Genomic DNA, 26,157 nt, shown 5'->3' with positions numbered 1-26,157 from the left:
AACGGTAGATATGTAGCGCCGTTTCACCTGGCACAATGTTCAATTTTGCGCGCATCCTCGAGCGCGGACCTTAAATTTGAGAGTGTAAGAGCAAAAATAAGGCTGAACATTACGGGCGAGAATTATAGCACTGAAATCTGAAATTAGTTCAGTAAAAATTCATTAATTTGCAACATTTATCTACTTTTAGATACAGGTTTGATTTTTTTAACCGACTTTAGATGCAAATAAGGACATTTGTCCTTTTAAATGCAAATTAACCCTTGCATACCTAGACACATTTGCTATATCTCGCTCTGCCTACATTATAGTTTTGCAAAACTCAATGGTTCAGGCGCAGCTAATGCGATCCCTAATCGGTTCAAGCACTCGATAATTTGTAGGTTTAACGATTCAACTATGTGCAGATAATAGTCAAAGTCTGTGGTTTGTGCATAACTTAACACATCTATTTTTATGCCTCTGGGCACAAACCCGCTGAGTCGTACTCGACACGGTTGGTCGGCAATATCTTGGTGCCGCTCAAGTATCTCACGGATCTGCTCTAATAACTGCGCTAACACCTGATGTTGAGTTGAGCGTTCAAGCACAATCTCGGGTCTATAGGCTATGCGCTCACGCTCAGATATGTTCTCAATTTCCATATCGACAAACTTGGCATTTGCTATGTGTATAACGCTGCGTTCCAAAGTGCGCATTCTCGTCGCACGCAGGCCTATCTCCTCAACAACACCAAAATAGCGACCAACACGACATACCTGACCAACTTTGACCGGCGCAGAAGCATACAGGGTAATCGCACCAATAATGTTTTCTACCGACTTTTGTGCTGCTAAGGCCAGCGCCAAGCCCCCAATTCCAAGCCCGGCAATCAGTGTTGTGGCACTAAAACCTAAATTCTCAAACCAGACTAATAAGGCAATAAGAGTCAGCAGAATCTTCACGACATTCCCTGCAGGGCGCAGTAAAAATTCGGCCTGAGTATTGTTGTTGCGTTGCAAGCGTAACGTTAGACGCAAACGAATAACATCAACGACTTTAAGCAAAAACCACGTCCACGCCAGAATTAACAAAGTTGCGCCTTCGAATATAGCCCGGGTGGCCAGGGTGGAATTAGCCTCCGAGGAGAAAGTGCGGGCCAACACAATCCCCAGTAAAAAACATAATGGCCCGGTTACTAACGCTTTTGCTGGCTGGCTCACGTCTGCTTTAGTACGCAATAGCAAATACAGAAAAATGCGCGTACTTAGATAAGCAATCAGTAAAAATGCGAGCAGGTTCAGGCTGTAATAAACCCATTGCCACACCTCAACCCCTAAAAATGCCCCATGAGGTAGGTGGCGATACAGCCACTCACCCGCTTGAGAATAACCAAACTCTTGGCGTAAAAATGGCACTTTGTTTACGGTCGCATTGGATACTTTCCATATGTAGTTACCCGGGGTGTCACCGGGCACACGCTGCAATAAAATTTGCACCGCTCCTCGTGAGGTGTCTATCTCTCCCACTAGGTCACGATAACTAGGCACAGGCTCATTACGACTGCCTGCGGGGTGATTACTCAGCGCCTGCGTATCTACCCATAAAGTGCGATTAAGCACCAAATAGAGGGTGTGCGCGAGCTCAGCATGATTCATCGCCTGAGCTTGCAGCGATAAATTGCGAAAGTCCAAATAGTGCGCCGCACGCTCAAAGTCGCGTTGGTGGGCCGCATGCAAATATCCCTGCATAGCACTGCGCGGCGTTTGTCGATTAAACTCATCGATTATTAGGTGCTCGTTAGTAGCAACCTCATCGTCTGGTAACGTAGACTGCTCAGCGTGCTCACTGTTATCCTTTGCCTGTTGTTGCTCATTGTTTAAAATTTCTTTCACCGTAACTTTGGCTTCAAGCGAGTAAGGTAAAACAAGGGCAAGGGCCAAGAGCCCACATTTGAAACTACGCCAAGGGTTCATCACATCATCCATCTGTTCTCGCACTCTATAAAGCATAGCTATAAGCGCCAAACTTGCGCACGTGGGTCGATATAAATTGCCTTCAAAGCAGGCACTTGCTAGATTGACTAAGCAATTGGCACTATCAATTTAACCACTTAGCCTGTTTGCAGGCTGCATCGATAAATAGCACGGGCACAATCTCTTGGACTGTGTTGTTATCGCGAGGAGGGATGATGAGTATCGCAAAGTCACTACCCGGACAATGGCCCATTTTCATACTGCAAGGCTTAGTAGCAATCATATTTGCGGCCATCGCTTGGTTATCACCGCAATTAACTATCAACGTGTTAATTTTTATTTTTGCGGCCTTCTTTTTACTTGATGGCGGCTCAAGAGTCTGGCTGGCGTTAAAACAAAAAGGCCAGAACGGCTATTGGTTTGTCACCTTAATAGCCGGCCTTTTGGGGATTGTTGCGGCTATTATCACCTTGATCATGCCACAATTAACGGCCTACGTGATGCTCTACCTCATCGCCTTTTGGGCAGTTGCTATCGGTGTTACAGAAATCGTTGCGGCAGTGAAATTAGCTAAACATTTACAGGGCACCACGCTTATATTAATCAGTGGTATATTGTCGGTGTTATTCGGTGGCTACCTTATTTTCAACCCCGGACAAGGTATTATTGCCATGCTTTGGCTAGTCGCTCTGTATGCCTTTGTGTTTGGCCTTATTTTATGTTGGCTAGGGGTTAAGTTACGCACCCTCGAAAAGCAATTCGACTAGCTCGCGCTAGTCGAATTTAAGTTATTAGTGCAAGGCTGCACGAAATGGTAAAGAGGCGCAAATTTGTGCCTCGCGCTCAATCACTTGGGCTAACCGCGCATCGACTTCAGCCTTGTCGAAATACTCATAAGCAAGCTCAACAAATAAGTTTTTATGTTTTTCTTCTGATTTTGCAATCGCGACATAAAATTCTTTGTCTTTACCAGGTGGCAACGCTTCAGCTATTAGCGCGAAGCGCTCATGGCCTCGAGCTTCAATCACAGCCGCGACCAGCAGCCGGTCCATCATAAACACGTCTTTTCCATGGCGAAACATGCCTCGCAGCTGATTCACATAAGGGTCTTTTTTATCATCCCCTAGGTTCACATCGCGCTCGCTTAGCAACTTAACCACTTGTTTAAAATGAATCATCTCTTCGAGCGCTAAATCAGTCATCGCTTTAACGAGCTTGCGTTTATCTGGGTAGTGAGACAGCATCGACAACGCCATGCCCGAGGCTTTTTTCTCAGCGCCAGCATGGTCTTGTAAAAACGTGTCAAAATCGGCCAGTACAGCGTCAGTCCATTGTGCTGGCGTGTGGTATTTGAGTTCGAACATGATCAATATGATGGGTATGTAAACAATGGCCGGCATTCTATACCAAATTTACACGCACTCATACCGCTTCACCCCTAAGCCACGCCTCAAGGCTGTCGACCTTGCCGTTGCGCGTGGAGGGTACTTTCAGGGGGTGCTTTAAGTCGCGCCAAGCCATCACCTTATTATGCTGGTTAAGGTGCGCAAATTGCTTGCTCGTGCTATTGGCTCCAACAAACTGGCAAAATTGCTGAAAACTATGGGGCTCACTGATATCAATTGTCAGTAAACGGTGCGCTTGCTGAGCAAAATACGTTGATACCTGTTGCTGATGCCGCTTATAGCAATATTCAAGGTGCTTACCATCAACTAGGCTTTGTTCATTCAAAGGCGAAAATACACGATGGTAACTTGCTTTAAGAAGCGGACTAAACCCCCCTGTATCGCTCAATAAATTGGTACTCATTCGCTGCAATAAGCGTTGGATAGACTCCAGCCAACACTCTGGTTGACGCTGCAAGAGCACAAATTTTGCTTCAGGGAAGCGCTCGGCCAGCTCCGGGTAGTGGCTAAAGCAGGGTGTGTCGGCAACGAGCTCCGCACGCTCAAAACACGCTTTAGTATAAGCTGTGTGGGCGGTGCGAAGACCTAAATCAAGTGCAGCAGCACACACGCTGGTGGTGCCGCTGCGCGGTAAACCTATCACAAATATTTTCGACATGGCCATAGTATGGGTTGTTAAACATTGCTATGACCGTTATTGTACTCACTGCGTTGCGTGGCTGCGAGTATTCGCTGGTTTACATGCACTGAGTTGGTCGATACACATCTGAATGTCGGCAGTAATACTCGCTAAAGCGCCTTTGAGTGCTGGGTCGCGAGCTTCACTGACTGCTTTTTTTATTTTCGCCAATAACTTCTTCTCGAACTCAATGAGATCGATTATCATTGACTGCTCAGGCCTGTTAGAAAAATGACTCTTAGCTTGCGCGTACCAAGCGATCGCTGTACCCAGCCAAGTATTTTCCATACTGCTGTGATCGGGATGTTCATCCACATCGTAGACAGATAACTGGGCTTGGTCCCGTATTTTTGCCATATTGATAAATACATGCCTGACGTTGTAGTCACTGACCTGCTCGGCTGCCTGCCTATAAAACGTCGCCGCATCTCGGTTCAGCTTTGTGATGTCTTTGGCAATTTTTTTATCACGTTTTGCTTGTGTTTGGTCAAGATGAACCATATTTAGACTCCTATGGTCGCTGATGTACCTAGTTCACTTGCAATTCATATACCATTATTTATTTTATTATAATTCAGAAGGTTAGAAGGATCTTCTCGCTGAACCCGAGTAACATCTACCCGCTGACTTGTTATTTTTACAACTCTTTCAAGGAGAGCAATGTATGCACCAGGTTAAAATGTTTGTACAACTCAGCGACCCCGAGCTGGTCTCGAAGCTGGCTAAATTAGAAGTATTAAAAAAGTTTCAGCTGTTCTACGCAAACGAGTTTGAGCCGTGGGAAGCGCAAGTTGCCCAGTCGGGTTGTGATATTGCATTGGTGGAACTCGAAGAATTCAATGAACAAGGATACAACACCCTAAATGACACCGACGCGTTATCGCACGTTGAGTTTCTATTTTTAAGTAAAGGTAAGCCAAATCCATATCTTGATAAGTTGATGCGCGATGGTGCCGGGTTCCACTGCCGTGCCCCGTATGATTTGGAACTGATTAGCGAAACTCTGCAAGACAGCTACGAACTGTTTGGTGAAGCCAGCCAATCAAGTAAAGCTGTTGAGTCCAGCGACCTTGACCAATTTGGTTTATTAGTTGGCTCCTCTAAGTCTATGCACAAGTTGTATCGCACTATTCGTAAGGTCGCACGCACTGATGCCAACGTGATGATTATTGGCGAAAGTGGTGTAGGTAAAGAACTCGTTGCCAATACCGTTCATATTGCTGGCGAAAAGCCACAAGCACCTTTTGTTGCGATAAACTGTGGCGCACTTTCCCCAGAGCTTATAGATAGTGAGTTATTTGGTCATGTGAAAGGCGCATTTACAGGTGCACACCGCGACCACCAAGGGGTCTTCGACCAAGCTAAAGGCGGCACGCTGTTTTTAGACGAAGTAACAGAGATGCCATTAGAGCAACAAGTTAAGTTACTGCGCGTGCTCGAAAGCGGAGAGTATCGCGCCGTAGGCAGTCAACAAGTGAAACATGCTGATGTGCGTATTGTTTGTGCAACCAACCGTAACCCGCAACAAGCCATTGATGATGGCATTTTCCGTGAGGATTTATACTTCCGCTTAGCGCACTTCCCTATCCGAGTGCCACCACTGCGCGACCGAGGCAATGACATCACCGGCCTCGCTGAGCACTTCCTTGCCTACCGTAATGCCCAAGAATTGAGCCACAAACGTATCGCTACCGATGCACTTAGCCGCATTGCTGCTTATAACTGGCCAGGCAACGTACGGGAGCTAAAACACACCATTGAACGGGCGATGATCTTGGCCGATGACGTAATCAAAGCCGAGCATCTTTCATTGGGTGAATCAGTAAGCAAAAGCGACAGCAACAGCGTCGATATTCCTACTGGAGTTTCTTTGGAAGCATTGGAAAAAGCGGCAATTTTGAAAAACTTGGAAGAGAACGCCGGCAACAAAACGGATACCGCTGAACAATTAGGTGTTAGTGTGAAAACACTTTACAACAAACTAGAAAAGTACTCTCAGGACTAATCAGTTTACGGGGCTTGCTATGAACAAGCCCCGACATTTTAGCCATCATATCGGTTGCGGTTTTTGCCCTGCTCTCGGCCATCAAATAAATCACGTAAGTCAAAGGCAAAGGCCTTTAATTTCTCTTTCATCGTTCGCTTAATACTGACTTCCACGCTCCCGAGAATAATACGCCCATGAATAATAATGCGCGGTCGCTGTTTATCTTCGTATCGCGGCCCAAGTGAGATTCGCTTATTAACCAGTGACCCCATGATATTGGTGGTCTGAGTTTGCACATCTACATTTTCTGGCACCACAATTTCATCACTGCCCAAAATACAATTAACGTAAATGTGTACTTCAGGGTGAGAAAAAATAGCGTTGGTAAAGTCTAATTCAATGCTTCCCAAATAATTGTTTAGGTGAATCTCTTTAGGGACAACCCATTCACCGCTGCGTTGGTCCGAGCTTAATATGGCGGTAATTTTCTCACCATTAACCTGCTCGCTACTTTGCGTGAAAGGAGTGCGCATACGTGCCGCCTTCTCGCTGTTGTAGCGCGGGTCGCTGTGCAGCGGCAGATCAGCAACCAATGTTGCTAGTTGCTCTTGGCAGCTACAGTCATACGCTTGATCAAGGCGACGTTCGAACGCCTGCGCTGAAATTTCACCATGACTGTAATTTAAAATTAGCTGATCGATGATCTCTTCTTTTACTTGCGCTAACGGCCTATCCTTTAAAGGAACACTCATGTTCACACTCCTGTTGTCGTTTTGCTTACCTAAGCAAAATCAGCGCCAAATATTAATTCCTTTAGTTTCAGTCAGATGGAGATAAAGCCAGTTCACCGCATTCGCCAAAACCACCATATTTACGCTTAATTAACGATATTTTAATCATCTTTACTGAGTAACTCCCCATGGCGCGGGTTGCGACGCTAAGTAGGTGAACTAAACTTCAAGTGTCACCCCAATATCCCGAGTGCCATGTTACATCTACCAACATTGATAGTGGTATCGACTTTGCTAAACGCCTTTATTGGCGTCTTTTTGTTGTTGGTGTTTTACCAACGTGCACAACGAAGCTTTTTGTACTGGGGGTTATCTTGTCTGGTATTTAGTTTAGCTGAAATAAGCGCGACTTTGCGTGTGTTTATCGACTTACCGGTACTAACCCATTACAGCGCCCAACTATTGATGATAACAGCGCCATTGCTGGTGCTAAGAGGTATACTCTGGTACTGCTCTTCAAATCACCATAACCCGTTGTTTATCTATTTTATTCTGGGTTTCAGTGCATTGTTACTTGCGTTATTGCACCACCAGCCACTGTGGGGGCTGGTTTACACTTCTATGGCTATTGCCATATTATTCTTTGCCGCTGCAGCGGCTATTAGAACAACAACCAAAGGCAATATATATGCCGCCACTTTGCTTATTCTCGTCACCTTGCATGCGCTGGTAATGTTGGTTCAAACGGGCCTGTTGCTTACCAATTTGTTGCACTGGGAGCAATCATTACCACCTTGGACCAAACAGTTAGTTCTTGCTGTTCACTTACTACTGACCACGTGCACGGCACTGGTGTTTCCGATGCTTTTTTTCATACGTTCAGAAGCTAAACTCACTAACTTGGCTAATTTCGACCCACTCACAAACTTGTACAATCGTCGTGCGTTTTTCTATGAAGGCGAAAAACGACTCGCGCAGTGTATTGCTAAGCAGCAGCCGCTTGCAGTCATGATGATAGATCTAGATTACTTTAAGAAGGTCAACGATCAGTTTGGTCACGATGGCGGAGACGCTGCATTGCAATGGGTGAGTCAGCGCATCCGCGAGCAACTCAGGGAGGATGATTTAGCTGCGCGTATTGGCGGAGAGGAATTCGCTGTGATTTTAGCCAACACCCATCAACGCACGGCGCTCAAAGTGGGCGATCGCTTACGTAAGGCCATTGCCGAAGGCTCATTTTATTGGCACCATCAGCGCCTGCCGCTGAGCATTAGCATCGGCGTCACTTGCCGAGAAAGTGGCCATTTTGATATTAAAAAGATGCTGATTGAAGCGGATAAAGGCCTTTACGAAGCAAAAAGCCGTGGCCGTAACTGCTTGGTTGAAACCCATCATAGCGACACCACCACGGTTTCTACTGGCTAACACAAACCGACATATAAGGGTTTGAGTCATAATAACTTTTAAGAGACAATAACGCTTTTACACGGAGATCAGTAAATGCGTCACACCCTTGTCGTTGCCTTGGTGGCCTTATTCACCCTAAGTGCCTGCAAAACCACAGTGCCAGTGCGAGACTTTCCTTATAACGCCATTCCTATGGCCCAGAGCCAAAACCACAGTGATAAGGATATTGAAAAAGCCATAATCAAAGCATGCCTGCAGCTCGGCTGGCAGTGTGCAGCTAAAAGCGAAGGGGTCGTTGCTGCAGTGCTCAATATTCGCACTCATCAGTTGACGGTTGATATTAATTATACCCCGAGCCAGTTTTCGGTAGAGTATGTTGACTCTGTCAATTTAAGATACGATGGCAAGAAAATTCATCGCCAGTATGTCAATTGGGTCAATAATTTAATACGCCATATTCAGGCTGAATTAGTAGTCTAAAGCAACGGGGTATTGCCTCACTTTGAATGTGAGCGATACTCCACCTTGCCGTCTTCATGTATATTAAATAACCACACCTGTTCGCCATGATAATAGACAAATTCGTAGCCTGGGTATGGGCTTTGCTGTAGCCGGCCAGCAAAGGTATTAATATCCGCTGGCGCGATTTTAAAGCGTCCCGTCGCCCGTTTTCTATCGGCATCGGTGTTAACTTGAAATGCCTTGGCCGATAGCGGCAATACCTCAGGTAGCTCCCCCTGCTCAAATAGTTGTGCTCTGTGTGCATCTGCATAACTTGCGTAATAGCGGGTTTGTGGTTCGCTACACGCCGCAAGTGATAACGTCAGTAACAACCCTGTTAGTAATCGCACTGTTTGCCCCTTTGCTCTATTCGAGCTTATAACCTAGCGGCTGATCACTGACCCTAGGCTTAACTTTAGTGCTGCAACTAAGGAGGGAGCTAAAATTGCAGCTGAGCGATATTAGCGCCGCAGTAAAAGCAATGACGGCGACGAGGGCTCACCTTGTGACCACAGTCTTTGCAGTGACTCGACGATGCGACTTTACCGTCGAGTTTGCCATCACGTAGGTCGATTTCCTCTATCTTTCGTAAAATATCGCTGCGGCTGACTCCCATATCTTGCAACAACTCCAACGCGGCTAAATTCATTAAATATAGGGAGTCGATTTTTTCTTCCAGTGCCTGCAAATGCGCACTATTACCTTGCGAACGGTGTTTGTTTTGGTCGTTCGTGACGTCATTTTTACGGATACGAAGGTCTTGAAAGGCTTGGTGTAAATATTGGCTCATAGCTATCGTCCATGGGTTATGAAAAAGCCATAGTAACGCAAATGACACCGATGTTGGCAAGCGCTTCACTCACCCTATTGCAGTTGACCGCAGACAACGAAGGCCGCTAATCTAAAGGCACATAATAACAACAAGGATACGCTCGTGAACCACACCCGGCTTACGATATCTGCACTGCTCTTGTGTATGGCCTTCAGCGCCAATGCGCAAAAGACCAAAACAGTGTCGCACCTTCAACAACAACTTCATAGTGAACAGAGCTCTGCCACTAAGCTTACCCAACACTATTTAACACGTATTGACGCGCTAAATGATAACTATCGTGCGGTGATGGCCATTAACAATAACGCCCTACACGATGCGCAGCGCCTTGATAACTTGGCTCGTGAAGGTCAATGGCAAGGACCACTTCATGGTATGGCGGTACTGGTGAAAGACAATATAGCCGTTGCTAACATGGCCACTACAGCTGGGGCCTTGGCCTTAGCGCAGAATGTCAGCAGCGCTGATGCCCAGGTCATTTCTCAGTTACGCAGCGCCGGAGCGATTATCCTCGGTAAAGCCAATCTTAGCGAGTGGGCGAACTTTCGCTCCAACAGCTCTTCATCTGGTTGGAGTACCCTAGGTGGACAAACGGCTAATGCCGTTGATGCAACCCGTAGCCCATGCGGCTCCAGTTCTGGCTCAGCCGTGGCGGTAAAACTGGGCTTCGCGCCCCTCGCGTTAGCCACTGAAACCGACGGCTCGATTGTCTGCCCTGCTGCGACAAATGGTGTTTATGCGCTCAAACCTAGCTATGGTCAAGTCTCCCGCGTGGGTGTGGTGCCGCTAGCTGAAAGTCAGGATACCGTTGGAGTAATGGCTAATTCGCTAGCGGATGTGTTATTAGCGACTCAGGTCATCGCTGCACCCGACGCCCAAGACCCAAATCACCACGCCTTTCGCACCATCAATTACACAGAGGTAAAGCCCAGTAGGGCAAAGGAATTAACACTTGGCTATGTTGATTACAGCCACTTTACCGCCGAGACCCAGGCTGTGTTTAAAAAGCAGCTCAAGCAATTAGAGCGCCATGGCATTAAACTTATCGAACTGCCTCAAGCTGATCTGGGTAGTATGTACCGCCAAGAGTTCCAAGTGTTATTGTATGAATTCAAACGCGATGTGAACGCCTATCTGGCCGCCACGCCAGCGCAGGTAAAGGTGAAAACGCTAAGCCAGCTGATCGCCTTTAATGAACAGCATCAAGCTCGCACCATGCCCTACTTCGGTCAAGAACTGTTACATCAAGCAAATGCCATCGATTTACAAGCCCAACGTGAAGATTACTTAAAGGCATCACAGCAGTATCGCCTCACTGCGCGTAATGCACTACAACATTGGTTCACAGCAAATCAGCTTGATGCCATCATCAGCCCCACTAACTCTCCGCCATGGAAGATTGATAAAATTAATGGCGATCATTATCTCGGTGGCGCCAGCACGCTCGCTGCCGTGGCAGGTACGCTCCACATTACTCTGCCTTTAGCCGATGTTCAGGGTCTGCCTGTAGGGTTTTCTGTTATGGCGAATGTCGGCGGCGATGAACAAGCCATTGCAGCGGCCAAAACCATTGATTCACTGCTTGAGCACACTAGCCTTTAAGCGCGTTGGCTGCCCACCACAATAAGAGCACCGCAATAGAGAGGCCAGCAATGGCCTTTGTTTTGTGTTTTCTGATCACTCGCTCGGCATGATTACCAGCAAAATAGACCACCGCTGCCAAGCCAAAATAGCGAATTGAGCGCGCTATTGCACTGGCTAAAACGAACATTAATAGGGAATATTTGGTCGCTCCCGCAGCCAGCATCGCTATTTGGAAAGGAATAGGTGCAATACCTAACGTGAGCACAAACCAGAACCCTTGTGCTTGCATCTGTTGTTTGACTTGTTCAAATTGCTCAGGGCTAGAGAACGTATCAATGACCCATTGACCGACCAGGTCAAACAAAAAATAACCGATGGCATAACCAAACAAGGCACCGACTATACAGCCCAAAGTAGCCATAAGCGCGATTAACCATAGTTTATCTCGTCGTGCTTGCATCAATGGCACCATCACCGCCTCTAAAGGAATAGGCACAATGGTCGACTCTAAAAAAGAAGCGAAAGTGATGCCTTTAAGCATATGCTTCGAGTCTACGAGTTTTTGGGTCTTATGCTTTAACGTTTTTGAAATTGCCATCCAATGTGCCTTGTATAAAATTCAAAAGTTTAGTGTGTACTAATGGCTCTGCTATTGTTCGCTCAGCAAAGAAGCTTTATAAGCTTATATTTACTATACTTAATGCAGTCTTATAGGTTTTTGGTCTCGTATAAGACTGTTAAATGTCATAATAAAAACAGTGTATCAGCAGTCACTTTAACCGTTTCTGTATGGGAACCAGCGCCTATGAAGTTAAGTAACTTAATGAGCACGCCAGTGGTTACTTGTTCACCCGATGACACCCTGCGCGTTGTCAATGATATTTTCAAACGCACGCAATTTCACCATGTGCTGGTGGTAGAGCAATCGTTATTAGTTGGGGTCGTCTCTGATCGCGATATTTTTAAGGCGTTAAGCCCGAATGTTGGTAAGGCTTCGGCATCCAAAGCCGACTTAGCCACTCTCAATAAACGCGTTAGCCAAATTATGACTCATTCCCCTGTTTGCTTACCAGTACATGCGCAACTTATTGATGTGGTGAAGTTATTTAACGAACATATTATTACCTGTGTACCTATCGTTAATGAACAGCGCCAACCGATGGGGATTGTGACTTGGCGCGATATTATGCGTCTGTTACTCGAGCGTTATCAAAGCAAGGCCAGTAAATAAGCAGGCACTAAAGTAACGACAAAATCTGTTCACGCTCTTTCTTGGGCATGTTACTCACCACCAACGTGTAGGAATTATCTATCATTCTTTGGATTTCGCCCGCTGGAATGGAGCCATCCAGTATCACTGTATTCCATAGCTTTTTATTCATATGATAACCAGGGATGACCGCAGTAAAAATATCGCGCAGGGCCTGGGCTTCATCAGGGTCACATTTTAAATTTACGCGCCAATGGCGATTATCTTCATCCTCTTTCCCCATTTTTCCAAGCGCTAGGGTGGCAAACATTTTTTCTTTTACCTTATAGACGTCGACCCCAGGGCCAAAGGGCTGCCCCACTGAGCTCAATGGCTTAGTGAGCAAATAATCATGTACGCCTTGACTGTCCATATAAACTCCTTTTAAGGCTAAGCAAACTAGGGCGAGCACTCGCCCAAGTAGGCCCTAATCTAACCATTTAATCTAATACCCCACAAGCATATTGAAAAAGTACCTCATATCCGCAACTTACTCATACTCGCCGTTAATCGCATTGCAGTTGCCAGCATTAACCCGCCCACCTAGGATGATATTTTCTGGTTAAAAAAAGTACTTACTTATGAATGCGTTAACCCCTTTGATACTTACAGCTGCGCTGCTTGGCGGCGCATCGTTGCCCGCCCAGGCCGACAACAAGACCTTCAGCTCTGAGGATATTTTTGCCCTCGAGTATGCCAGCGACCCGCAAATCAGCCCAGATGGTAAGCACATTGTGTATGTCCGTCGTGGCTACGACATTATGAAGGATAACAATAAGCAAAGCCTGTGGCTCTATAGCCTAAGCACTGATGAGCATACCCCGCTGTTTGCAGATCAACATAGCTACGCTCAGCCACGCTGGTCTCCCGATGGCACACGCATCGCCTTTACCAGTAATCGTAGTGGCTCTCTGCAAGTGCATATGCACTGGCTAGCGCAAGATAAAACGGCGTTATTATCACAATTGCCAAAACCAGTACGCGACCTCACGTGGTCTCCTGACGGCACACAGCTGGCCTTTACCATGACGGTACCACAAGGCCCTTCCGATTTTGTAAAATCAGTGAAGTTACCGAAAAAACCCAAAGACGCCGACTGGTCTAAACCAGTTACGGTTATTGACAAAGCTCGTTATCAAGCCGATGGCCAAGGCTTTTTGACGCCCAGCTTTCGTCATGTGTTTGTGCTTCCAGCCGAAGGCGGCGCACCACGGCAATTAACACAAGGCGATTATCAACATTATGGTCCATTGGCGTGGAGCCCGGATGCGACACAAGTTGTGTATGCATCAGATAAGCACCCTGATTGGGAATATCGCACCACTGAGCTTGACCTGTATGGCGTGGATATTGGTACCTATAGCACGACACAGCTCACCGATTTACCCGGCCGTGAGACCCACCCCCAATTCAGTCATGATGCTCAGCAGCTAGCCTTTCTATCCCGAGGTAATGCCGCTGTTCCTTACGTTAATACCGAGCTGAGCTTGTTAAGCCTCAAGTCCGGGGCCGTCAAGTCACTGACATCAGCACTGGATCGCGCTGTAGGCCATTATCAATGGGCGGGCAAAGGGGGTTTTGTCATTCAATACGACGATCGCGGCCAACGTAAGCTTGCCACCCTAACCCGCGCAGGAAACATCACTGAACGCGTCAGCTCAGTTGCAGGCACATCCATAGGTCGCCCTTATGTCAGTGGTGAGTTTTCTATGGCGAACAATGGTGCCCTCGCTTTTACTCAGGGCAGTGCTGAGCGCCCCGCTGATTTAGGGTATTTTCACCGCAACAAGCAGCGCACACTAACAGCGCTCAATGAAGACCTGCTCGGCCATAAAACCTTAGGGCAAGTGCATGAGTTAACGGTTGAATCGCAGTTTGATGGGGAACCTATTCATGGCTGGTATATCACCCCTCCTGATTTTGATGCGACCAAGCAATACCCACTGTTGGTGGAAATTCATGGCGGCCCACACCTAGCCTATGGCCCCAGCTTTAGCGCCGAATTACAGCGCTATGCGGCCGCTGGCTATGTGGTGGTCTATATGAATTATCGCGGCTCCATCAGTTACGGCAAAGACTTTGCCTTGTTACTTGATGGTAAGTATTCCTCAAAGGAAGATTTTGCCGATCATAATTCCGCCGTTGACGCATTAATCGCTAAAGGCTTTATCGATAAAAACAATCTCTTCATTGCTGGCGGCTCTGCCGGCGGCATTGCTGCTGCCTACGCCATTGGTTTAAGCGACCGTTTTAATGCTGCGGCAATCACCAAGCCGGTGATCAATTGGGTCAGTAAAGTGCTTACCGCCGACAGTTATTTAGGTCAAATTCGCAACCAATTTCCGGGCATGCCGTGGGACAACCTCAGCCACTACTGGCAACGCTCGCCGCTGTCATTAGTGGGCAACGTCACCACACCGGCGATGATCATGACAGGAGAGCAGGACCGCCGCACGCCCATATCGGAGTCCGAGCAGTTTTATCAAGCGTTAAAACTGCAAAAAGTAGATACCGTACTGATCCGTGTACCCGGCTCTGCCCACGGTATTGCTGGACGCCCCTCGCGGATGATTGCCAAAATAGAGCATACATTAGCCTGGTTCGAGCGCTACAGGAAATAACCTCAACATCAGCGGGGCATTCACTGCCCCGCCTAGGTTTATGGTTGCTCTTTAGATGCTTTGGTGTGCGCCAAGACAAAGAGACTATCCCAGTATTGCTGCCACTGCGCTAACGCAATCCCGTAACGATATTGATGGCCAAACAATACGCTAGTAGAGGGCGCATTTTGCACAAAGCGCTGCATTGCTGCGCGGTCAATAAAGAGTGCTTGATGTGTTTGCAGTTCATACTGTTGCGCCACTAGACGTTCAAATTGCTGTGGCTGGGCCATAATCTGTTTACTTGCCATCGTCACATAGTCGCGATATTCGCCACTGGCGGCGCTAATATGCACTGAGTGCACGCTATCGCCAAAGTGTTGCTTCAGCACAGTGCCTAAGTTTGCATAGTGATGTTCAATAAAACCGCCGTAGTTTAAGTGGATATAGTGACCCCAGATAATCACTTTTTTATCCGCCAATTCACTGCTCAGTAACCACTTCACGTTGTCGGCCATAGCCAAGTCGTGCTCGTCATGACGTCGCTGCCCTGCCATCGACTGCGCCACGAGCACCAAACCATGGAGTAACCGGGCGACATACTTTGGCCCTTGGTACCCTTGCTGGTCGCTGACAGCCGTGTTTAAAGCGTGCTGGAGGCGATAGGAGGTAGCAACATAGGCTTGTTGCTGCTTTGCATTAATTTGCTGTGGTTGGCGCTTCAGCACTGCTGCGTTGGTGCGTTTAAACGCAGCCCAGTCGACTTCTTTGGCAACACTTGGGGTGAAACGCTGACTTTGCTGGATGATAAATTCGCTTACCTGCGCCTTAGAATATTCACCACTGAGACGACCATCAAAGCCAGCCAGCTGCAAAGGCCGCTCACTGCCTCGCTGTGTGTCAATATACCGCATGAGCGCTTGCACTGGCGCACTTGCGGCGTACATATAAAAGATATTACCCGGTGCTTGCGCTGTGATAGTTTGACCGGGCTGTTGCCAGATTTGCGCAACATCAAATAGACCGCTCTCCAGTATCAACGCATCAAAGCCTTGATGCTGGTGTAAATAACGCACCAAACAGGTCTTGAGTGCAAAATTCTGTTGCTCACCATGGGTCAGTTCATCCAGCATCACAATACGTGCATCGCCAATCGCCTCGCCAAAGCGCGCAAAATTAGCCTGTTCACAGTGGTTATCGAGGTTTATTTTCTCTAGTGTTGTGGCGCTTAACGCTGCCGCATACACGCTCAACAATAACGTCACTAGCCACTTCATAGTCGCGCTCCTTTTTCGCCGGCTAACATCCGTATTAATGTCCCATCTCGGTCAATAAAGTGGTGTTTTAACGCTGCCAATGTGTGGATAGCCAGTGTAAAGCACAGCGCCCAAGCACAGTATATGTGCACCGCTAACCCCCAGTCGCTAAGCGCTGCTGAGTGAGCAAGGACTTGCTGCTGAGCATCTATGTTTTGCGCCAACAATGGCCAATCGAATAAAGCGATGCCATAGCCTCCAAAGCCGCTGTAAGCAGCGCCCGACACCACCATTATTACCAGCAGCACCAACAACAACCAATGAAAGCCATGCACTGCTTTCGCGCTCTTACCTTTAACCGTGCTCTGCCAGGGTTTGAACCAGCGCAGCACCAGTCGGGGTAGCAGCAATAATGCCACCACCACGGCAACGGATTTGTGTAAGTGATATAGGCCATAGTCGGCGACATAGGTCATGTAATATCCCAGGGTCAGCAACCCCAAAATAAGCCCCGCCATCAGCCAATGTAGTAGTCGGTTTACACCTGCATAAGTCATTAAGTACCTCCTCTTTTTTCTTCAAAGGTACTTATTAACGCATTGATTTAAATAACTTTGTGATGAAACAACTGAGTTTGTGACGAAATGCCTGGCTGTGTGCTTTGAGTTAATACTTGCTTCAGCGCTGGTTTAAAAGTTTTGCTCACCGGTACCCAATGATCCTCACCCACTAACACCTGCGCTTTGCCATTTTCCAATGGCTTAAGCTCACGTACATGGTGTAGGTTAATCAGGTAACTGCGATGCACGCGTATCATAGGCGCCGCGCCTAGCTGCTCACTCAGTTGCTTAATGGTGGTGCGCACTAAATAACGGCTATCAGCATCGACAACCTCAACATAATTGCCTGCAGCGCGCACATACTGAATATCAGTGATAGCGAGCGCTTTTTCCATGCCCCGATGCTGCACTGTGAGACATTCAGGGCCGATATCGGCCCCGTTAACTGAGTCGCACGCTTTCACCTTGGTTACTAAGCTCAGGTAAATGGCTCCCATCACCAAAAGCACTGCAAAGGTGTACTTAGGTAGTAAATTAACGACCGCGCCAGCCCAATTAGGACCGTAAAAGTCGAAATCGAGCGACACTCGGATATAACTTAGCAACAGCACACTCACCACAGCACAGCTCAACAACAGCGGTTTATACACTCGCTGAGAGCGTGTTAGCGCATATATTGCTGCCATAGATAGCACCCATAAAGCGCCCCACTCTTTTACCCAAAATAACTGTGAGTCGATAAAGTCCCAGCGTGCACCACCCACGTAGTGGCGCCAAAACAAGCAATAGAGATTAAATATAAAAAGCGAGGCTACCCATAAGACGCCCAGTTTCAGCGTTGGGTGGCTAAGCTGTTGCCAGCGCTGCAGCCAAGTCATGGTGTCAATCCATTGTCCTTATAGATTGGCAAAAATACCAAATCTAACGCCATAAACAAAGCCGTGCAGCACAGACCAAGGTCGCATACAGCTTGCTCGAAAAAGAGCCTACATTTTGTAGGGTCTCTCACATGTAATACGAGGAAATCATTATGACGGGCGAATATCAGCGCATTTACCAACAGTTTCAAAGCGATCCAGTGCAATTTTGGATGCACCAGAGCCAGCGCATCGATTGGCATACGCCACCGACTGAGGCTTACCACCAAGACTCACAAGGGCTTTATCATTGGTTTGCCGATGCCAAACTCAATACCAGTTACTTGGCATTAGATAGTCACGTTAACCAAGGTTATGGTGAGCGCCCAGCGCTGATTTATGACTCACCCGTCACCGTCACGCAACAAACATACAGCTACCGCGAACTGCGCGATGAAGTGGCTCACTTTGCCGGAGTCATGCGTGAATTAGGCGTCGGCAAAGGTGACCGTGTGGTGATTTACATGCCGATGATCCCGCAAGCAGTGATAGCGATGCTCGCCTGTGCACGCTTGGGCGCCATTCACTCGGTAGTATTTGGCGGCTTTGCGGCGCATGAATTAGCAGTACGTATTGATGATGCCACACCCAAGCTGGTGCTCGGCGCCTCTTGCGGCATTGAAGTAGAGCGTGTCATCGCTTACAAACCACTGATTGACGAAGCCCTAGCCAAGGCCCGTCATCGGGTGCAGCACTGTATTATTTACCAGCGTCCACAATGCCCTGCTGAATTAAGCCCCATGCGTGATATTGACTGGCATCAAGCAATGCAAACAGCCACTGCCGTTGACGCTGTTCCCGTAGCCGGAGATCACCCCTTATATATTCTCTACACCTCGGGGACAACCGGCACCCCAAAAGGGGTCGTGCGCGAGCATGGCGGCCATGCCCTGGCAATGCATTACAGTATGGAAGTGGTTTACGCCATGAAACCGGCGGAGGTGTTTTGGGCTGCATCGGACATCGGCTGGGTGGTCGGCCATTCATATATTGTATACGCGCCGCTGATCTACGGCTGTACTACGGTTTTGTATGAGGGCAAGCCAGTGCGAACCCCTGATGCCAGTGCCTTTTGGCGTGTGGTTGAAGAGCATCAAGTAAATGCGCTGTTTAGCGCGCCAACCGCCTTTCGCGCGATAAAAAAAGAAGATCCTAATGGCGCAGGGTTTAAGCGCCATAACACGCAAAGTTTACAGCGGCTCTTTTTAGCTGGAGAGCGCCTCGACCCACCCACCTATGAGTGGCTAACCGAAACCACACAGTTACCCGTATTAGATCACTGGTGGCAAACCGAAACCGGCTGGGCTATTGCCTGTAACCCTATAGGCATTGAGCCTTTACCAATCAAAGCGGGCAGTGCCAGTGTGCCCACCCCCGGTTTTGATGTGCATATACTTGATGTTGATGGCACCCCCTGCGCTGCAGGTGAAAGTGGTGCGGTTGCCATTAAGTTACCACTGCCTCCAGGGTGTTTACCAAACATTTGGCAAAACAATGAGCGCTTCAAGGCCGGTTACTTAAGTACCTACCCTGGCTATTATCTCTGTGGTGATGGCGGCTACATCGATGAGCAAGGCTACGTGTTTATCATGGGCCGTATCGACGATGTGATTAATGTCGCCGGACACCGATTATCCACGGGCGAAATGGAGGAAATCGTTGCTACCCACCCCGCTGTTGCCGAATGTGCGGTGTTTGGCATTAGTGATGCCTTAAAAGGCCAGTTGCCGATGGCAATGGTGGTGCTGAAAGATAGTTATTCTGGCACTTGGGCTGATATTCGCGCCGAACTTATTAGCAGCGTGCGCACACAAATCGGCGCCATTGCCTGTTTAAAAGAAGTGCTGTGTGTTGAGCGTTTACCGAAAACTCGCTCGGGCAAAATACTGCGTAAAAACCTCCGTCAACTGGTTGATGGCGAAGCACTGCAAATTCCCTCTACCATTGATGACGCCAGTATTTTCACCCAAATAGCACAACAATTACGCAGTGCCTAAAGACCCGGTGCCCACGGTAGTGGGCCCTCACTAAGCATCCTGTTGCTCGCTCATAAAGTCAGCCATACGCTGTTGCAGTTGCTCTGGACTGAGATCCTCTTGATGGGTAGCAATGGTCCAAATATGTCCAAAGGGATCTTCCAAGGTTCCTGCTCTGTCGCCATAAAATTGATCGTGCACAGGGCGCAGCTCTTTTGCACCTGCGTCAATAGCACGAGCGAACGTGGTATCAACATCGTCCACATACAACATCATACTCACGGGAGTACCACCGAGTTGGTGAGGACTAACAAAATGTTCATCGGGGCAGGCATCGGCCACCATCAAGTATGAATCACCTATTTTAAGCTCACCGTGAGCAATGCCGCCATCAGGCAACGGCATTTGCATAACGATTTCTGCGGCAAATACGTGCTGATAAAACGCCATCGCTTTCGCTGCACCATCAATAATTAAATAGGCAGTAAGCGAGTGAAACCCTTTGGGTTTGGCAGACACACTCATATGACCTCCGGTTATTTTAATCGCTCAGCTTTAGCTTAGTTGATGAGCCTATACAAACACAGACTACAGCCAAGTTAAAACAAATTCAGGTACAAATGTTATGTGCTGTCATCGGCAATGTAAGCGCTAACACTACACACGCGCTAGATTTAGCTGACTGAGAGAAGCGTAGTTAGTGAGTGAAAAAATAAGCCAAGAATCAGAGTCTCTAGTAGATATTAAAAAAATATCGCGCAATGTGCCATTTGTACCATCTTGTATCTATTAAAAGGAAAATCTATTTACAAACTTTAACAGTTCTAAAAATCAAAATAAAAACCATTAAATCCAGCATAAAACTTCAACTTTATACTAAAAATAAAAACAAAACCCGCCAGCAAAAATAGAATCAAACTCAACTCGTTGACATTAAAACAAAATAGATCAAAGAATTGTAATGACAACATAAAAAAGGAGTTAAAAATGAACAGTAAAATAATAAAGCTATTTTTTGGTATAGCCATTCTCGGGTTTTCGCTAGGTGCCTCTGCTGCTCAAGTTGAATGTTTGATTAGCGGTACGCCAACACAACAAAGCTTTGAGCCTGATTTTTGCCAATCGACGACTAATGTTCCCAAGCCTGGGGTTGTGTTCCGCTTTATTTCCGATCGAGAGGTCGCGCATGTGACTTGGTCTACAAGTACGGCTATTTCTGGCAGCTGGGACTGCGGCTCTGATAATTATTGTCGATTTGATGATAACGGACGAGATGCTAACCGAGGCCTATACGATGCCACTGCGTGTGTAACTCGAGTTCTTTATAATGATGGAACATGGGAAAACACAAACCTTTGTGCAACAGGAATATATACGAAGCAGTTAGGCTTTTAAAATGTTACAAGGAGGTAGTTAACTACCTCCTTATAAAGTCACAGAGAGGCTAAAGATCTTAGCGACTAATAGGACAACCCTGTCTATGTAACTCATATATAATTAAGTGGGTTTGCTGGGCTCTGCCCTGCTAGCGCTGTGAAGAGTGCAGCTAAGTAGAGCGATGAGCGCGGCAATACCGGCAAGCACCGCATATCCACAAAATAAAATAAATACACCCGCATAGTTAGCAGCGATACTCGCAACTAAAGCAGGCAACACCGCGCCCAAATACGAGACCATGTAAACACTTGCCAGCATCCCGGCGCGATGTTCTCGGCTAATATCCGCCATCAACACAGAAATTCCCGCGCTACTGGCAACCCCTTGCGCAATCCCCACACTCAAGCTCGCAGCCAAAAAGACTTCGAGCCAACCGAAATGGAGCGCACAGGCAACAACCATAAGGGCCGTTACTAAAATCAACATCGCCACCCCAATCGCGTGCTGGGCAACGAACCTGCCCGCGAGCGCCCCACCCAAGGGGGTGAGCACCATCACTGAGGAAAAGGCCAACGCACTGATAAGGGCATTATCAGTGCCCAGCGCAGTGGCGACAATTTCCGGCCCAAACGCTTGGTAGAACCCACCAATAGACCAAGTAGCCACAACCACAGCTGCCAAAGTGACAAACGGCCTCAATGCTGCTTTGGGCATGTAGAAATCAGGCTTTAGTGCTGAGCGCACATTGCCTTTACGCTGCACCGTTTCCTCGCATTGAAGCAGTAATCCAAGTAGCATCACCGCCACAGTGGCTATCAAGGTGTAAATGAGTAATTTTGGCGCAGGAGCATAGTTTACGAGTAAGGCACAGCTTACCGCTCCCAAAGGGATACCTATCATGGGTGCACAACTGGTGATCAGTGCCACCCATGATTTACGTCTATAGCTTCCCAAATCACTGACATAAGCACCTACGGAACTTGCAGCCACACCGCACGCAAATCCCTGCAATGCGCGCGCAAAGAGCAGCGCAAGCGAGGTTTGCATGGCAATCATAGTGACACAAGAAAGTAAGACACACAGTAACGCTGCCACGGCCATAGGCTTGCGACCGAGACGATTCGATAACCTTCCAAATACCAATAAAGCCAGTGCAGCAGCAATAAAGTAGGCTAGTGAAACCCAGCCTAAGTCGCTGTGCGAAAGGCCATCTTGCGCACGATATACATTAAAGAGTGAAATTGGCGCGCCGGCGCAAGCAAACACCAAAATTTGTATACTCGCGGCGACAAAAAATGCCTGTTGCTTCGCTATCATTGCTTATTGCGCTCGAATACACACAGTATCACCATCAATTGCTAATAGTGCACTGAGATCCCCTGTTAACGCGCCTAGCTTCACCAACCCTTTGGCGTAGGCGGTGTGGCGATAAAAAATCGCCAAGTTCCCCCAAGGAGCATAGTAAGCGATATCTCCAGGCTCACCTACACTGCCCGCTGCTGCTTCGGATAAACTCAACTCCTTCGGTAAATTGGCAATTTTCTCCGCTTGAGCAAAATCACTGAGCGACACCTGCAAAGGCAATAGAGCATAGAAATCTCGTGCGGCAGGGGTATCCAGCAGGGTGCCAGTCAATGCTGTCTCGCCTATAGTTAAAGTAATATGCATAAGCCCCCGCACCTAAGGCTGATACTGCTTATCAGTCACGGCCTCCATCCAAGTCACGACACTGCCTTGGTGCGACTCTTGAATAGCCATATGTGTCATTGCCGTGCGCGCAGTCGCACCATGCCAATGTTTCACATTCGCAGGGATGTGTACGACATCACCAGGCTCAATCACTAAACGCCGACCCTGCCACTGCTGTACCCACCCCTGACCCGAGGTAACAATTAACGTTTGCCCTCGTGGATGACTATGCCAATGTGTGCGACTGCCGGGCTCGAACGTCACATTCGCACCGCCGGCACGGGTCTGTGGTTGCGGCTGAAATAGGGGTTCCACGCGCACCGCGCCGCTAAAGTATTGCTCAAGCCCCTGCAGAGGTAACTGGCTACCGTTAACTTGTACGCTGATTTGCGCCTCAGGAGCGCTTTGTGCCATGGCCTCGGTCGCCATTGTCAGGCCAATAATTAACATCAATGTCGGAATAATCGCTTTCATAGGTCATCTCCTCAGATTAAGTAGGTGCAATCAACAACTGTGAATTGCGCTGTTGATTGCATCTATTCTTTCTGAGTTCAGCCTATCTCGGTAGTATATTATTCCGCTTTACTTGCCTATAACTCTGAGTGTACGGATCAATTTCTAGGCAAGCTTCATTCTGTGCATTACACTCACAGCTACCCACCCCATCGCCGTAATCAAGACTATGAACACAGAGCAAAACCGTATCAGTGCCATCAGCAATGAGTTGGCTGCAATGATCGAACGCCACAATCAGGGCCAAGCGATGCAAGAAACAGCGATTGAGGGGTTGGCATTTTATCGCCAAACAGAGCCCGCCGATTCGTGTTCATTGTGTGTGGTTGAACCAAGCATTGCTCTGGTGGTGCAAGGTGCGAAAAGCATGACCCTAGGGGACCAAGAGTTTCGTTACGACCCTTACCACTTTCTCATTACATCACTGGATTTACCGGCAAGAATGCAAGTGTTGGAGGCGAACGACCAAGCACCGTATCTAGGCCTTGTTCTTAAGTTTGATTTGGCGGTGATGAGCGAGCTAATCGTTCAAGCGCCACTGCAAAAAGAGCCCCCCAGCGAGCATGACAAGGGCATGGTACTGGGGGCTATGACCACGACCTTACTCGGTGCTTGCCAGCGTTTAGTTGCACTGCTCGATGAACCCGATTCACAGGCGGTATTGGCGCCGCTTATCAAGCGTGAGATTTTCTGGCGGGTGCTGATCAGTGAGCAAGGGGCACGGTTACGCCAAGTAGTCTCTGCTGGCAGCCAGGGGCTGCGAGTAGCACGCGCCATCGAGTGGCTGAAAACACACTACCAAGAACACCAAAGTGTTGATGAGCTGGCCGACATGGCGCAAATGAGCAAGTCCACCTTTCATCATCATTTTCGCCAACTCACCGCCATGAGCCCATTGCAATATCAAAAGCGCTTGCGCTTGCTTGAAGCCCGTCGGCTTATGCTCGGCGAGCAATTCGATGCTTCAAGTGCGGCTTACAAGGTGGGCTACGAAAGCCCATCGCAATTTTCTCGCGAATATTCGCGTTTGTTCGGCACGTCCCCCAAACGCGATATCGCTGCGCAGCGCCAGCAAATTAAAGTTAACTAAGGTGCTTCACTGGCCTTAGCTACAGGCGCCAAATAATGCTCATCGCTCACTGCCTCAAACCATTGCACAGCCTCACCATTCAGCGCCTCTTGCACCGCGATGTGCTGCATCGGTTCACTACTGGTTGCACCATGCCAGTGACGACGACCACAGTTACACCAAATCAAATCACCCGGCCCGATCTGCGTTTTCTCACCCCCTTCACATTGGGTCCAACCGATGCCCTGAGTGACCACCAAAATTTGTCCCAATGGGTGTGAGTGCCAGTGTGTACGCGCGCCAGCAGCAAAATTATTAACCGCAACACCTAATCGTGATGGTGCCGGGGCGTTAAATAAACTACTAATAGTTACCGAGCCAGTAAAACATTCCGCAGGGCCCGTTATGGGTTCACTCTGGTGCGCCCGGATAACGCTCATATCTTCTCTTTTTGACATGGTTTTCTCCCGTTTCTAAAAACACCTAGTAGTGATTACAGTAGCGATGATTTGTGCCTAATAGAATGCCAAAAACAGCGGCATCATTGCCTGATTGTGGCTCACGGTTGAAAACGAAGAATAACGTCTACATTAGCCCCGCAAAGTAACCCGATATTCGATAGTCAGCGATAACTCTTTTCCTATCACTCATACTTTTAGGCAAGAACCGAACAGCTTTGTGTCTATTTAATAACCAGCCTTTACCTGATAATGAGCTCACCAACGCAACACATTATGTGCGCTTGGTAATCCTGATAATCACTAGCACTGTGTTGCACAACCGGAGGTTCTGATGAAAGCCACATTTATAAATCCATTCACTAGCGTGCTTATCTGCTCGGCCCTATGGGCAAGTGCAACCCTAGCTGCAAGTAATACCCATACTGCACAGATGAGTCACGGAGCCAATAACTTCTATCAAAGCGAGCGTATCTCTATGCAAAAAGTTACATTCAACAATCAATATCACATGCAGGTTACTGGTAATTTATACCTGCCCGAAAACATGCAAGCGGATGAGCGCAAACCAGCAATTATCGTGGGTCACCCAATGGGAGCGGTGAAAGAACAAAGTGCCGTACTCTATGCACAAAAGCTTGCGGAAATGGGTTTTGTTACACTGGCCATTGATCTGTCATTTTGGGGTGAAAGCGAAGGCAACCCGCGCAATGCCGTGCTACCAGACATGTATGCCGAAGATTTTAGTGCCGCAGTCGATTACTTAGGCTCCAACGAGCATGTCGATGCTAAACGTATCGGAGTACTGGGCATATGCGGCAGCGGTGGCTTCGCAATCAGTGCTGCGAAAATCGACCCGCGTATGAAAGCCATAGCCACGGTGAGTATGTATAACATGGGGGCATTCACTCGCAACCTTTATAACCAGTCGCAAACGCTGGCACAACGTAAACAAGTGATCGCTCAAGCTGCTGCGCAGCGTGACGTTGAGTTTGCAGGCGGTGAAACTCAATACACCGGCGGCACTCCTCATGAAATCAATGACGATTCACACCCCATAGCTAAAGAGTTTTACGATTTTTACCGCACACCACGCGGCCAATATACGCCTGCGGGCTCCTCACCTAAGCTGACCACGCACCCTACGCTTAGCAGCAATACTAAGTTTATGAATTTTTATCCGTTTAATGACATGGAACTGATCTCGCCGCGCCCGCTACTTTTTATTTCCGGCGACCAAGCGCATTCCATTGAATTTAGCCAAGATGCCTATGCCCGCGCAGCTGAGCCCAAAGAGCTCTACCTAGTTGAAGGCGCCGGCCATGTTGACTTATATGATCGTGTTGAATTGATCCCATTTGCTAAGCTCGGCGACTTTTTCAACACCCACCTATAATTTGCTGACTCTAGG

At 47.9% G+C, this 26,157-nt stretch carries 28 protein-coding genes; 11 read left to right on the top strand and 17 right to left on the bottom strand.

Going from position 1 to position 26,157, the window contains the following annotated elements; all coding sequences use genetic code 11:
• Positions 1–305 precede the first annotated feature (305 nt).
• Complete coding sequence (locus MHM93_RS01870; RefSeq protein ID WP_239447777.1) at positions 306–1,955, bottom strand: mechanosensitive ion channel family protein; 1,650 nt, start codon at positions 1,953–1,955, stop codon at positions 306–308.
• 215 nt (positions 1,956–2,170) lie between these two features.
• Here MHM93_RS01870 and MHM93_RS01865 point away from each other — a divergent pair, with 215 nt between their 5' ends.
• Positions 2,171–2,722, top strand: a complete 552-nt coding sequence (locus tag MHM93_RS01865; RefSeq protein ID WP_022945301.1) for a DUF308 domain-containing protein — start codon at positions 2,171–2,173, stop codon at positions 2,720–2,722.
• A gap of 24 nt (positions 2,723–2,746) precedes the next feature.
• Here MHM93_RS01865 and MHM93_RS01860 read toward each other — a convergent pair whose 3' ends face one another.
• The 3 genes from MHM93_RS01860 to MHM93_RS01850 are packed head-to-tail and all read right to left on the bottom strand — an operon-like array spanning position 2,747 to position 4,541.
• Positions 2,747–3,319 carry a tRNA-(ms[2]io[6]A)-hydroxylase gene (locus tag MHM93_RS01860; protein ID WP_053910374.1) on the bottom strand — a complete coding sequence of 191 codons (573 nt, stop codon included), beginning with the start codon at positions 3,317–3,319 and terminating at the stop codon, positions 2,747–2,749.
• 58 nt (positions 3,320–3,377) lie between these two features.
• The gene (locus MHM93_RS01855; protein ID WP_239447775.1) at positions 3,378–4,019 is read right to left on the bottom strand and encodes a sulfotransferase family protein; all 642 of its coding nucleotides are present in this window, start codon (positions 4,017–4,019) and stop codon (positions 3,378–3,380) included.
• Between the two features lie 45 nt (positions 4,020–4,064).
• Positions 4,065–4,541 carry a DUF2383 domain-containing protein gene (locus tag MHM93_RS01850; RefSeq protein WP_239447773.1) on the bottom strand — a complete coding sequence of 159 codons (477 nt, stop codon included), beginning with the start codon at positions 4,539–4,541 and terminating at the stop codon, positions 4,065–4,067.
• Between the two features lie 163 nt (positions 4,542–4,704).
• Between MHM93_RS01850 and MHM93_RS01845 the strand changes: the two genes are divergently transcribed.
• On the top strand, positions 4,705–6,045 hold the full coding sequence (locus MHM93_RS01845) for a sigma-54 dependent transcriptional regulator (RefSeq protein WP_239447771.1): 1,341 nt from the start codon (positions 4,705–4,707) through the stop codon (positions 6,043–6,045).
• A gap of 38 nt (positions 6,046–6,083) precedes the next feature.
• Here the strand turns inward: MHM93_RS01845 and MHM93_RS01840 are convergent, their stop codons facing one another.
• Positions 6,084–6,779, bottom strand: coding sequence for a LiaF domain-containing protein (locus MHM93_RS01840; protein ID WP_239447769.1), 696 nt, complete (start codon positions 6,777–6,779; stop codon positions 6,084–6,086).
• A gap of 234 nt (positions 6,780–7,013) precedes the next feature.
• On the opposite strand from MHM93_RS01840, the gene MHM93_RS01835 reads away from it, so the two are divergent.
• Positions 7,014–8,183 (top strand): GGDEF domain-containing protein, encoded by a 1,170-nt coding sequence (locus MHM93_RS01835; protein ID WP_239447768.1) that lies wholly within the window; start codon positions 7,014–7,016, stop codon positions 8,181–8,183.
• 75 nt (positions 8,184–8,258) lie between these two features.
• Positions 8,259–8,645, top strand: a complete 387-nt coding sequence (locus MHM93_RS01830) for a hypothetical protein (RefSeq protein WP_239447767.1) — start codon at positions 8,259–8,261, stop codon at positions 8,643–8,645.
• A 17-nt stretch (positions 8,646–8,662) separates the two neighbouring features.
• On the opposite strand, the gene MHM93_RS01825 is transcribed toward MHM93_RS01830, so the two are convergent.
• Together MHM93_RS01825 and MHM93_RS01820 are read right to left on the bottom strand one after the other, a co-directional pair.
• The gene (locus MHM93_RS01825) at positions 8,663–9,016 is read right to left on the bottom strand and encodes a hypothetical protein (RefSeq protein ID WP_239447765.1); all 354 of its coding nucleotides are present in this window, start codon (positions 9,014–9,016) and stop codon (positions 8,663–8,665) included.
• An 89-nt stretch (positions 9,017–9,105) separates the two neighbouring features.
• Positions 9,106–9,456, bottom strand: coding sequence for a hypothetical protein (locus MHM93_RS01820; RefSeq protein WP_053910254.1), 351 nt, complete (start codon positions 9,454–9,456; stop codon positions 9,106–9,108).
• Positions 9,457–9,600: 144 nt separating this feature from the next.
• On the opposite strand from MHM93_RS01820, the gene MHM93_RS01815 reads away from it, so the two are divergent.
• Complete coding sequence (locus MHM93_RS01815; RefSeq protein WP_239447763.1) at positions 9,601–11,100, top strand: amidase family protein; 1,500 nt, start codon at positions 9,601–9,603, stop codon at positions 11,098–11,100.
• Here MHM93_RS01815 and MHM93_RS01810 read toward each other — a convergent pair.
• Complete coding sequence (locus tag MHM93_RS01810; protein ID WP_022945313.1) at positions 11,090–11,680, bottom strand: VTT domain-containing protein; 591 nt, start codon at positions 11,678–11,680, stop codon at positions 11,090–11,092. The genes MHM93_RS01815 and MHM93_RS01810 overlap by 11 nt on opposite strands.
• A gap of 207 nt (positions 11,681–11,887) precedes the next feature.
• Here MHM93_RS01810 and MHM93_RS01805 point away from each other — a divergent pair, with 207 nt between their 5' ends.
• Entirely contained in the window at positions 11,888–12,313 is a 426-nt protein-coding gene (locus tag MHM93_RS01805; protein WP_239447761.1) for a CBS domain-containing protein, read from the top strand.
• 7 nt (positions 12,314–12,320) lie between these two features.
• Here the strand turns inward: MHM93_RS01805 and MHM93_RS01800 are convergent, their stop codons facing one another.
• On the bottom strand, positions 12,321–12,704 hold the full coding sequence (locus tag MHM93_RS01800; RefSeq protein ID WP_239447759.1) for an MmcQ/YjbR family DNA-binding protein: 384 nt from the start codon (positions 12,702–12,704) through the stop codon (positions 12,321–12,323).
• Between the two features lie 208 nt (positions 12,705–12,912).
• Here MHM93_RS01800 and MHM93_RS01795 point away from each other — a divergent pair, with 208 nt between their 5' ends.
• Positions 12,913–14,952, top strand: a complete 2,040-nt coding sequence (locus tag MHM93_RS01795; RefSeq protein ID WP_239447757.1) for a S9 family peptidase — start codon at positions 12,913–12,915, stop codon at positions 14,950–14,952.
• 38 nt (positions 14,953–14,990) lie between these two features.
• Here the strand turns inward: MHM93_RS01795 and MHM93_RS01790 are convergent, their stop codons facing one another.
• Genes MHM93_RS01790 through MHM93_RS01780 form a run of 3 tightly spaced genes read right to left on the bottom strand, consistent with a single transcriptional unit; the run spans position 14,991 to position 17,625 of the window.
• Positions 14,991–16,208, bottom strand: coding sequence for an erythromycin esterase family protein (locus tag MHM93_RS01790; RefSeq protein ID WP_239447755.1), 1,218 nt, complete (start codon positions 16,206–16,208; stop codon positions 14,991–14,993).
• Entirely contained in the window at positions 16,205–16,744 is a 540-nt protein-coding gene (locus MHM93_RS01785; protein WP_239447753.1) for a cytochrome b/b6 domain-containing protein, read from the bottom strand. The genes MHM93_RS01790 and MHM93_RS01785 overlap by 4 nt, the downstream gene beginning before the upstream one ends.
• 47 nt (positions 16,745–16,791) lie before the next feature.
• Positions 16,792–17,625, bottom strand: a complete 834-nt coding sequence (locus MHM93_RS01780; protein WP_239447751.1) for a LytTR family DNA-binding domain-containing protein — start codon at positions 17,623–17,625, stop codon at positions 16,792–16,794.
• Positions 17,626–17,777: 152 nt separating this feature from the next.
• Between MHM93_RS01780 and MHM93_RS01775 the strand changes: the two genes are divergently transcribed.
• The gene (locus tag MHM93_RS01775; protein ID WP_239447749.1) at positions 17,778–19,661 is read left to right on the top strand and encodes a propionyl-CoA synthetase; all 1,884 of its coding nucleotides are present in this window, start codon (positions 17,778–17,780) and stop codon (positions 19,659–19,661) included.
• Positions 19,662–19,691: 30 nt separating this feature from the next.
• On the opposite strand, the gene MHM93_RS01770 is transcribed toward MHM93_RS01775, so the two are convergent.
• Entirely contained in the window at positions 19,692–20,165 is a 474-nt protein-coding gene (locus MHM93_RS01770) for a VOC family protein (protein ID WP_239447747.1), read from the bottom strand.
• 462 nt (positions 20,166–20,627) lie between these two features.
• Here MHM93_RS01770 and MHM93_RS01765 point away from each other — a divergent pair, with 462 nt between their 5' ends.
• Positions 20,628–21,035, top strand: coding sequence for a hypothetical protein (locus MHM93_RS01765; protein ID WP_053910244.1), 408 nt, complete (start codon positions 20,628–20,630; stop codon positions 21,033–21,035).
• 102 nt (positions 21,036–21,137) lie between these two features.
• Here the strand turns inward: MHM93_RS01765 and MHM93_RS01760 are convergent, their stop codons facing one another.
• Genes MHM93_RS01760 through MHM93_RS01750 form a run of 3 tightly spaced genes read right to left on the bottom strand, consistent with a single transcriptional unit; the run spans position 21,138 to position 23,180 of the window.
• On the bottom strand, positions 21,138–22,334 hold the full coding sequence (locus MHM93_RS01760) for an MFS transporter (RefSeq protein ID WP_239447745.1): 1,197 nt from the start codon (positions 22,332–22,334) through the stop codon (positions 21,138–21,140).
• A gap of 3 nt (positions 22,335–22,337) precedes the next feature.
• Positions 22,338–22,685: a cyclophilin-like fold protein gene (locus MHM93_RS01755; RefSeq protein WP_239447743.1), complete on the bottom strand. Its 348-nt coding sequence runs from the start codon at positions 22,683–22,685 to the stop codon at positions 22,338–22,340.
• 12 nt (positions 22,686–22,697) lie between these two features.
• Positions 22,698–23,180 (bottom strand): cupin domain-containing protein, encoded by a 483-nt coding sequence (locus MHM93_RS01750; protein ID WP_239447741.1) that lies wholly within the window; start codon positions 23,178–23,180, stop codon positions 22,698–22,700.
• A gap of 208 nt (positions 23,181–23,388) precedes the next feature.
• Here MHM93_RS01750 and MHM93_RS01745 point away from each other — a divergent pair, with 208 nt between their 5' ends.
• Positions 23,389–24,309: an AraC family transcriptional regulator gene (locus MHM93_RS01745; RefSeq protein ID WP_239447739.1), complete on the top strand. Its 921-nt coding sequence runs from the start codon at positions 23,389–23,391 to the stop codon at positions 24,307–24,309.
• Here MHM93_RS01745 and MHM93_RS01740 read toward each other — a convergent pair.
• On the bottom strand, positions 24,306–24,746 hold the full coding sequence (locus tag MHM93_RS01740; protein ID WP_239447738.1) for a cupin domain-containing protein: 441 nt from the start codon (positions 24,744–24,746) through the stop codon (positions 24,306–24,308). The two genes, MHM93_RS01745 and MHM93_RS01740, sit on opposite strands and share 4 nt — an antisense overlap.
• A 334-nt stretch (positions 24,747–25,080) precedes the next feature.
• Between MHM93_RS01740 and MHM93_RS01735 the strand changes: the two genes are divergently transcribed.
• Positions 25,081–26,142, top strand: a complete 1,062-nt coding sequence (locus MHM93_RS01735) for an alpha/beta hydrolase (RefSeq protein ID WP_239447737.1) — start codon at positions 25,081–25,083, stop codon at positions 26,140–26,142.
• The last annotated feature ends 15 nt before the right edge of the window (positions 26,143–26,157 follow it).

The sequence above is a fragment of the Pseudoalteromonas sp. MM17-2 genome (assembly GCF_022347945.1).
Classification (GTDB): Bacteria; Pseudomonadota; Gammaproteobacteria; order Enterobacterales; family Alteromonadaceae; genus Pseudoalteromonas; species Pseudoalteromonas ruthenica.
This window is presented reverse-complemented; position numbering and strand designations above follow the sequence as displayed.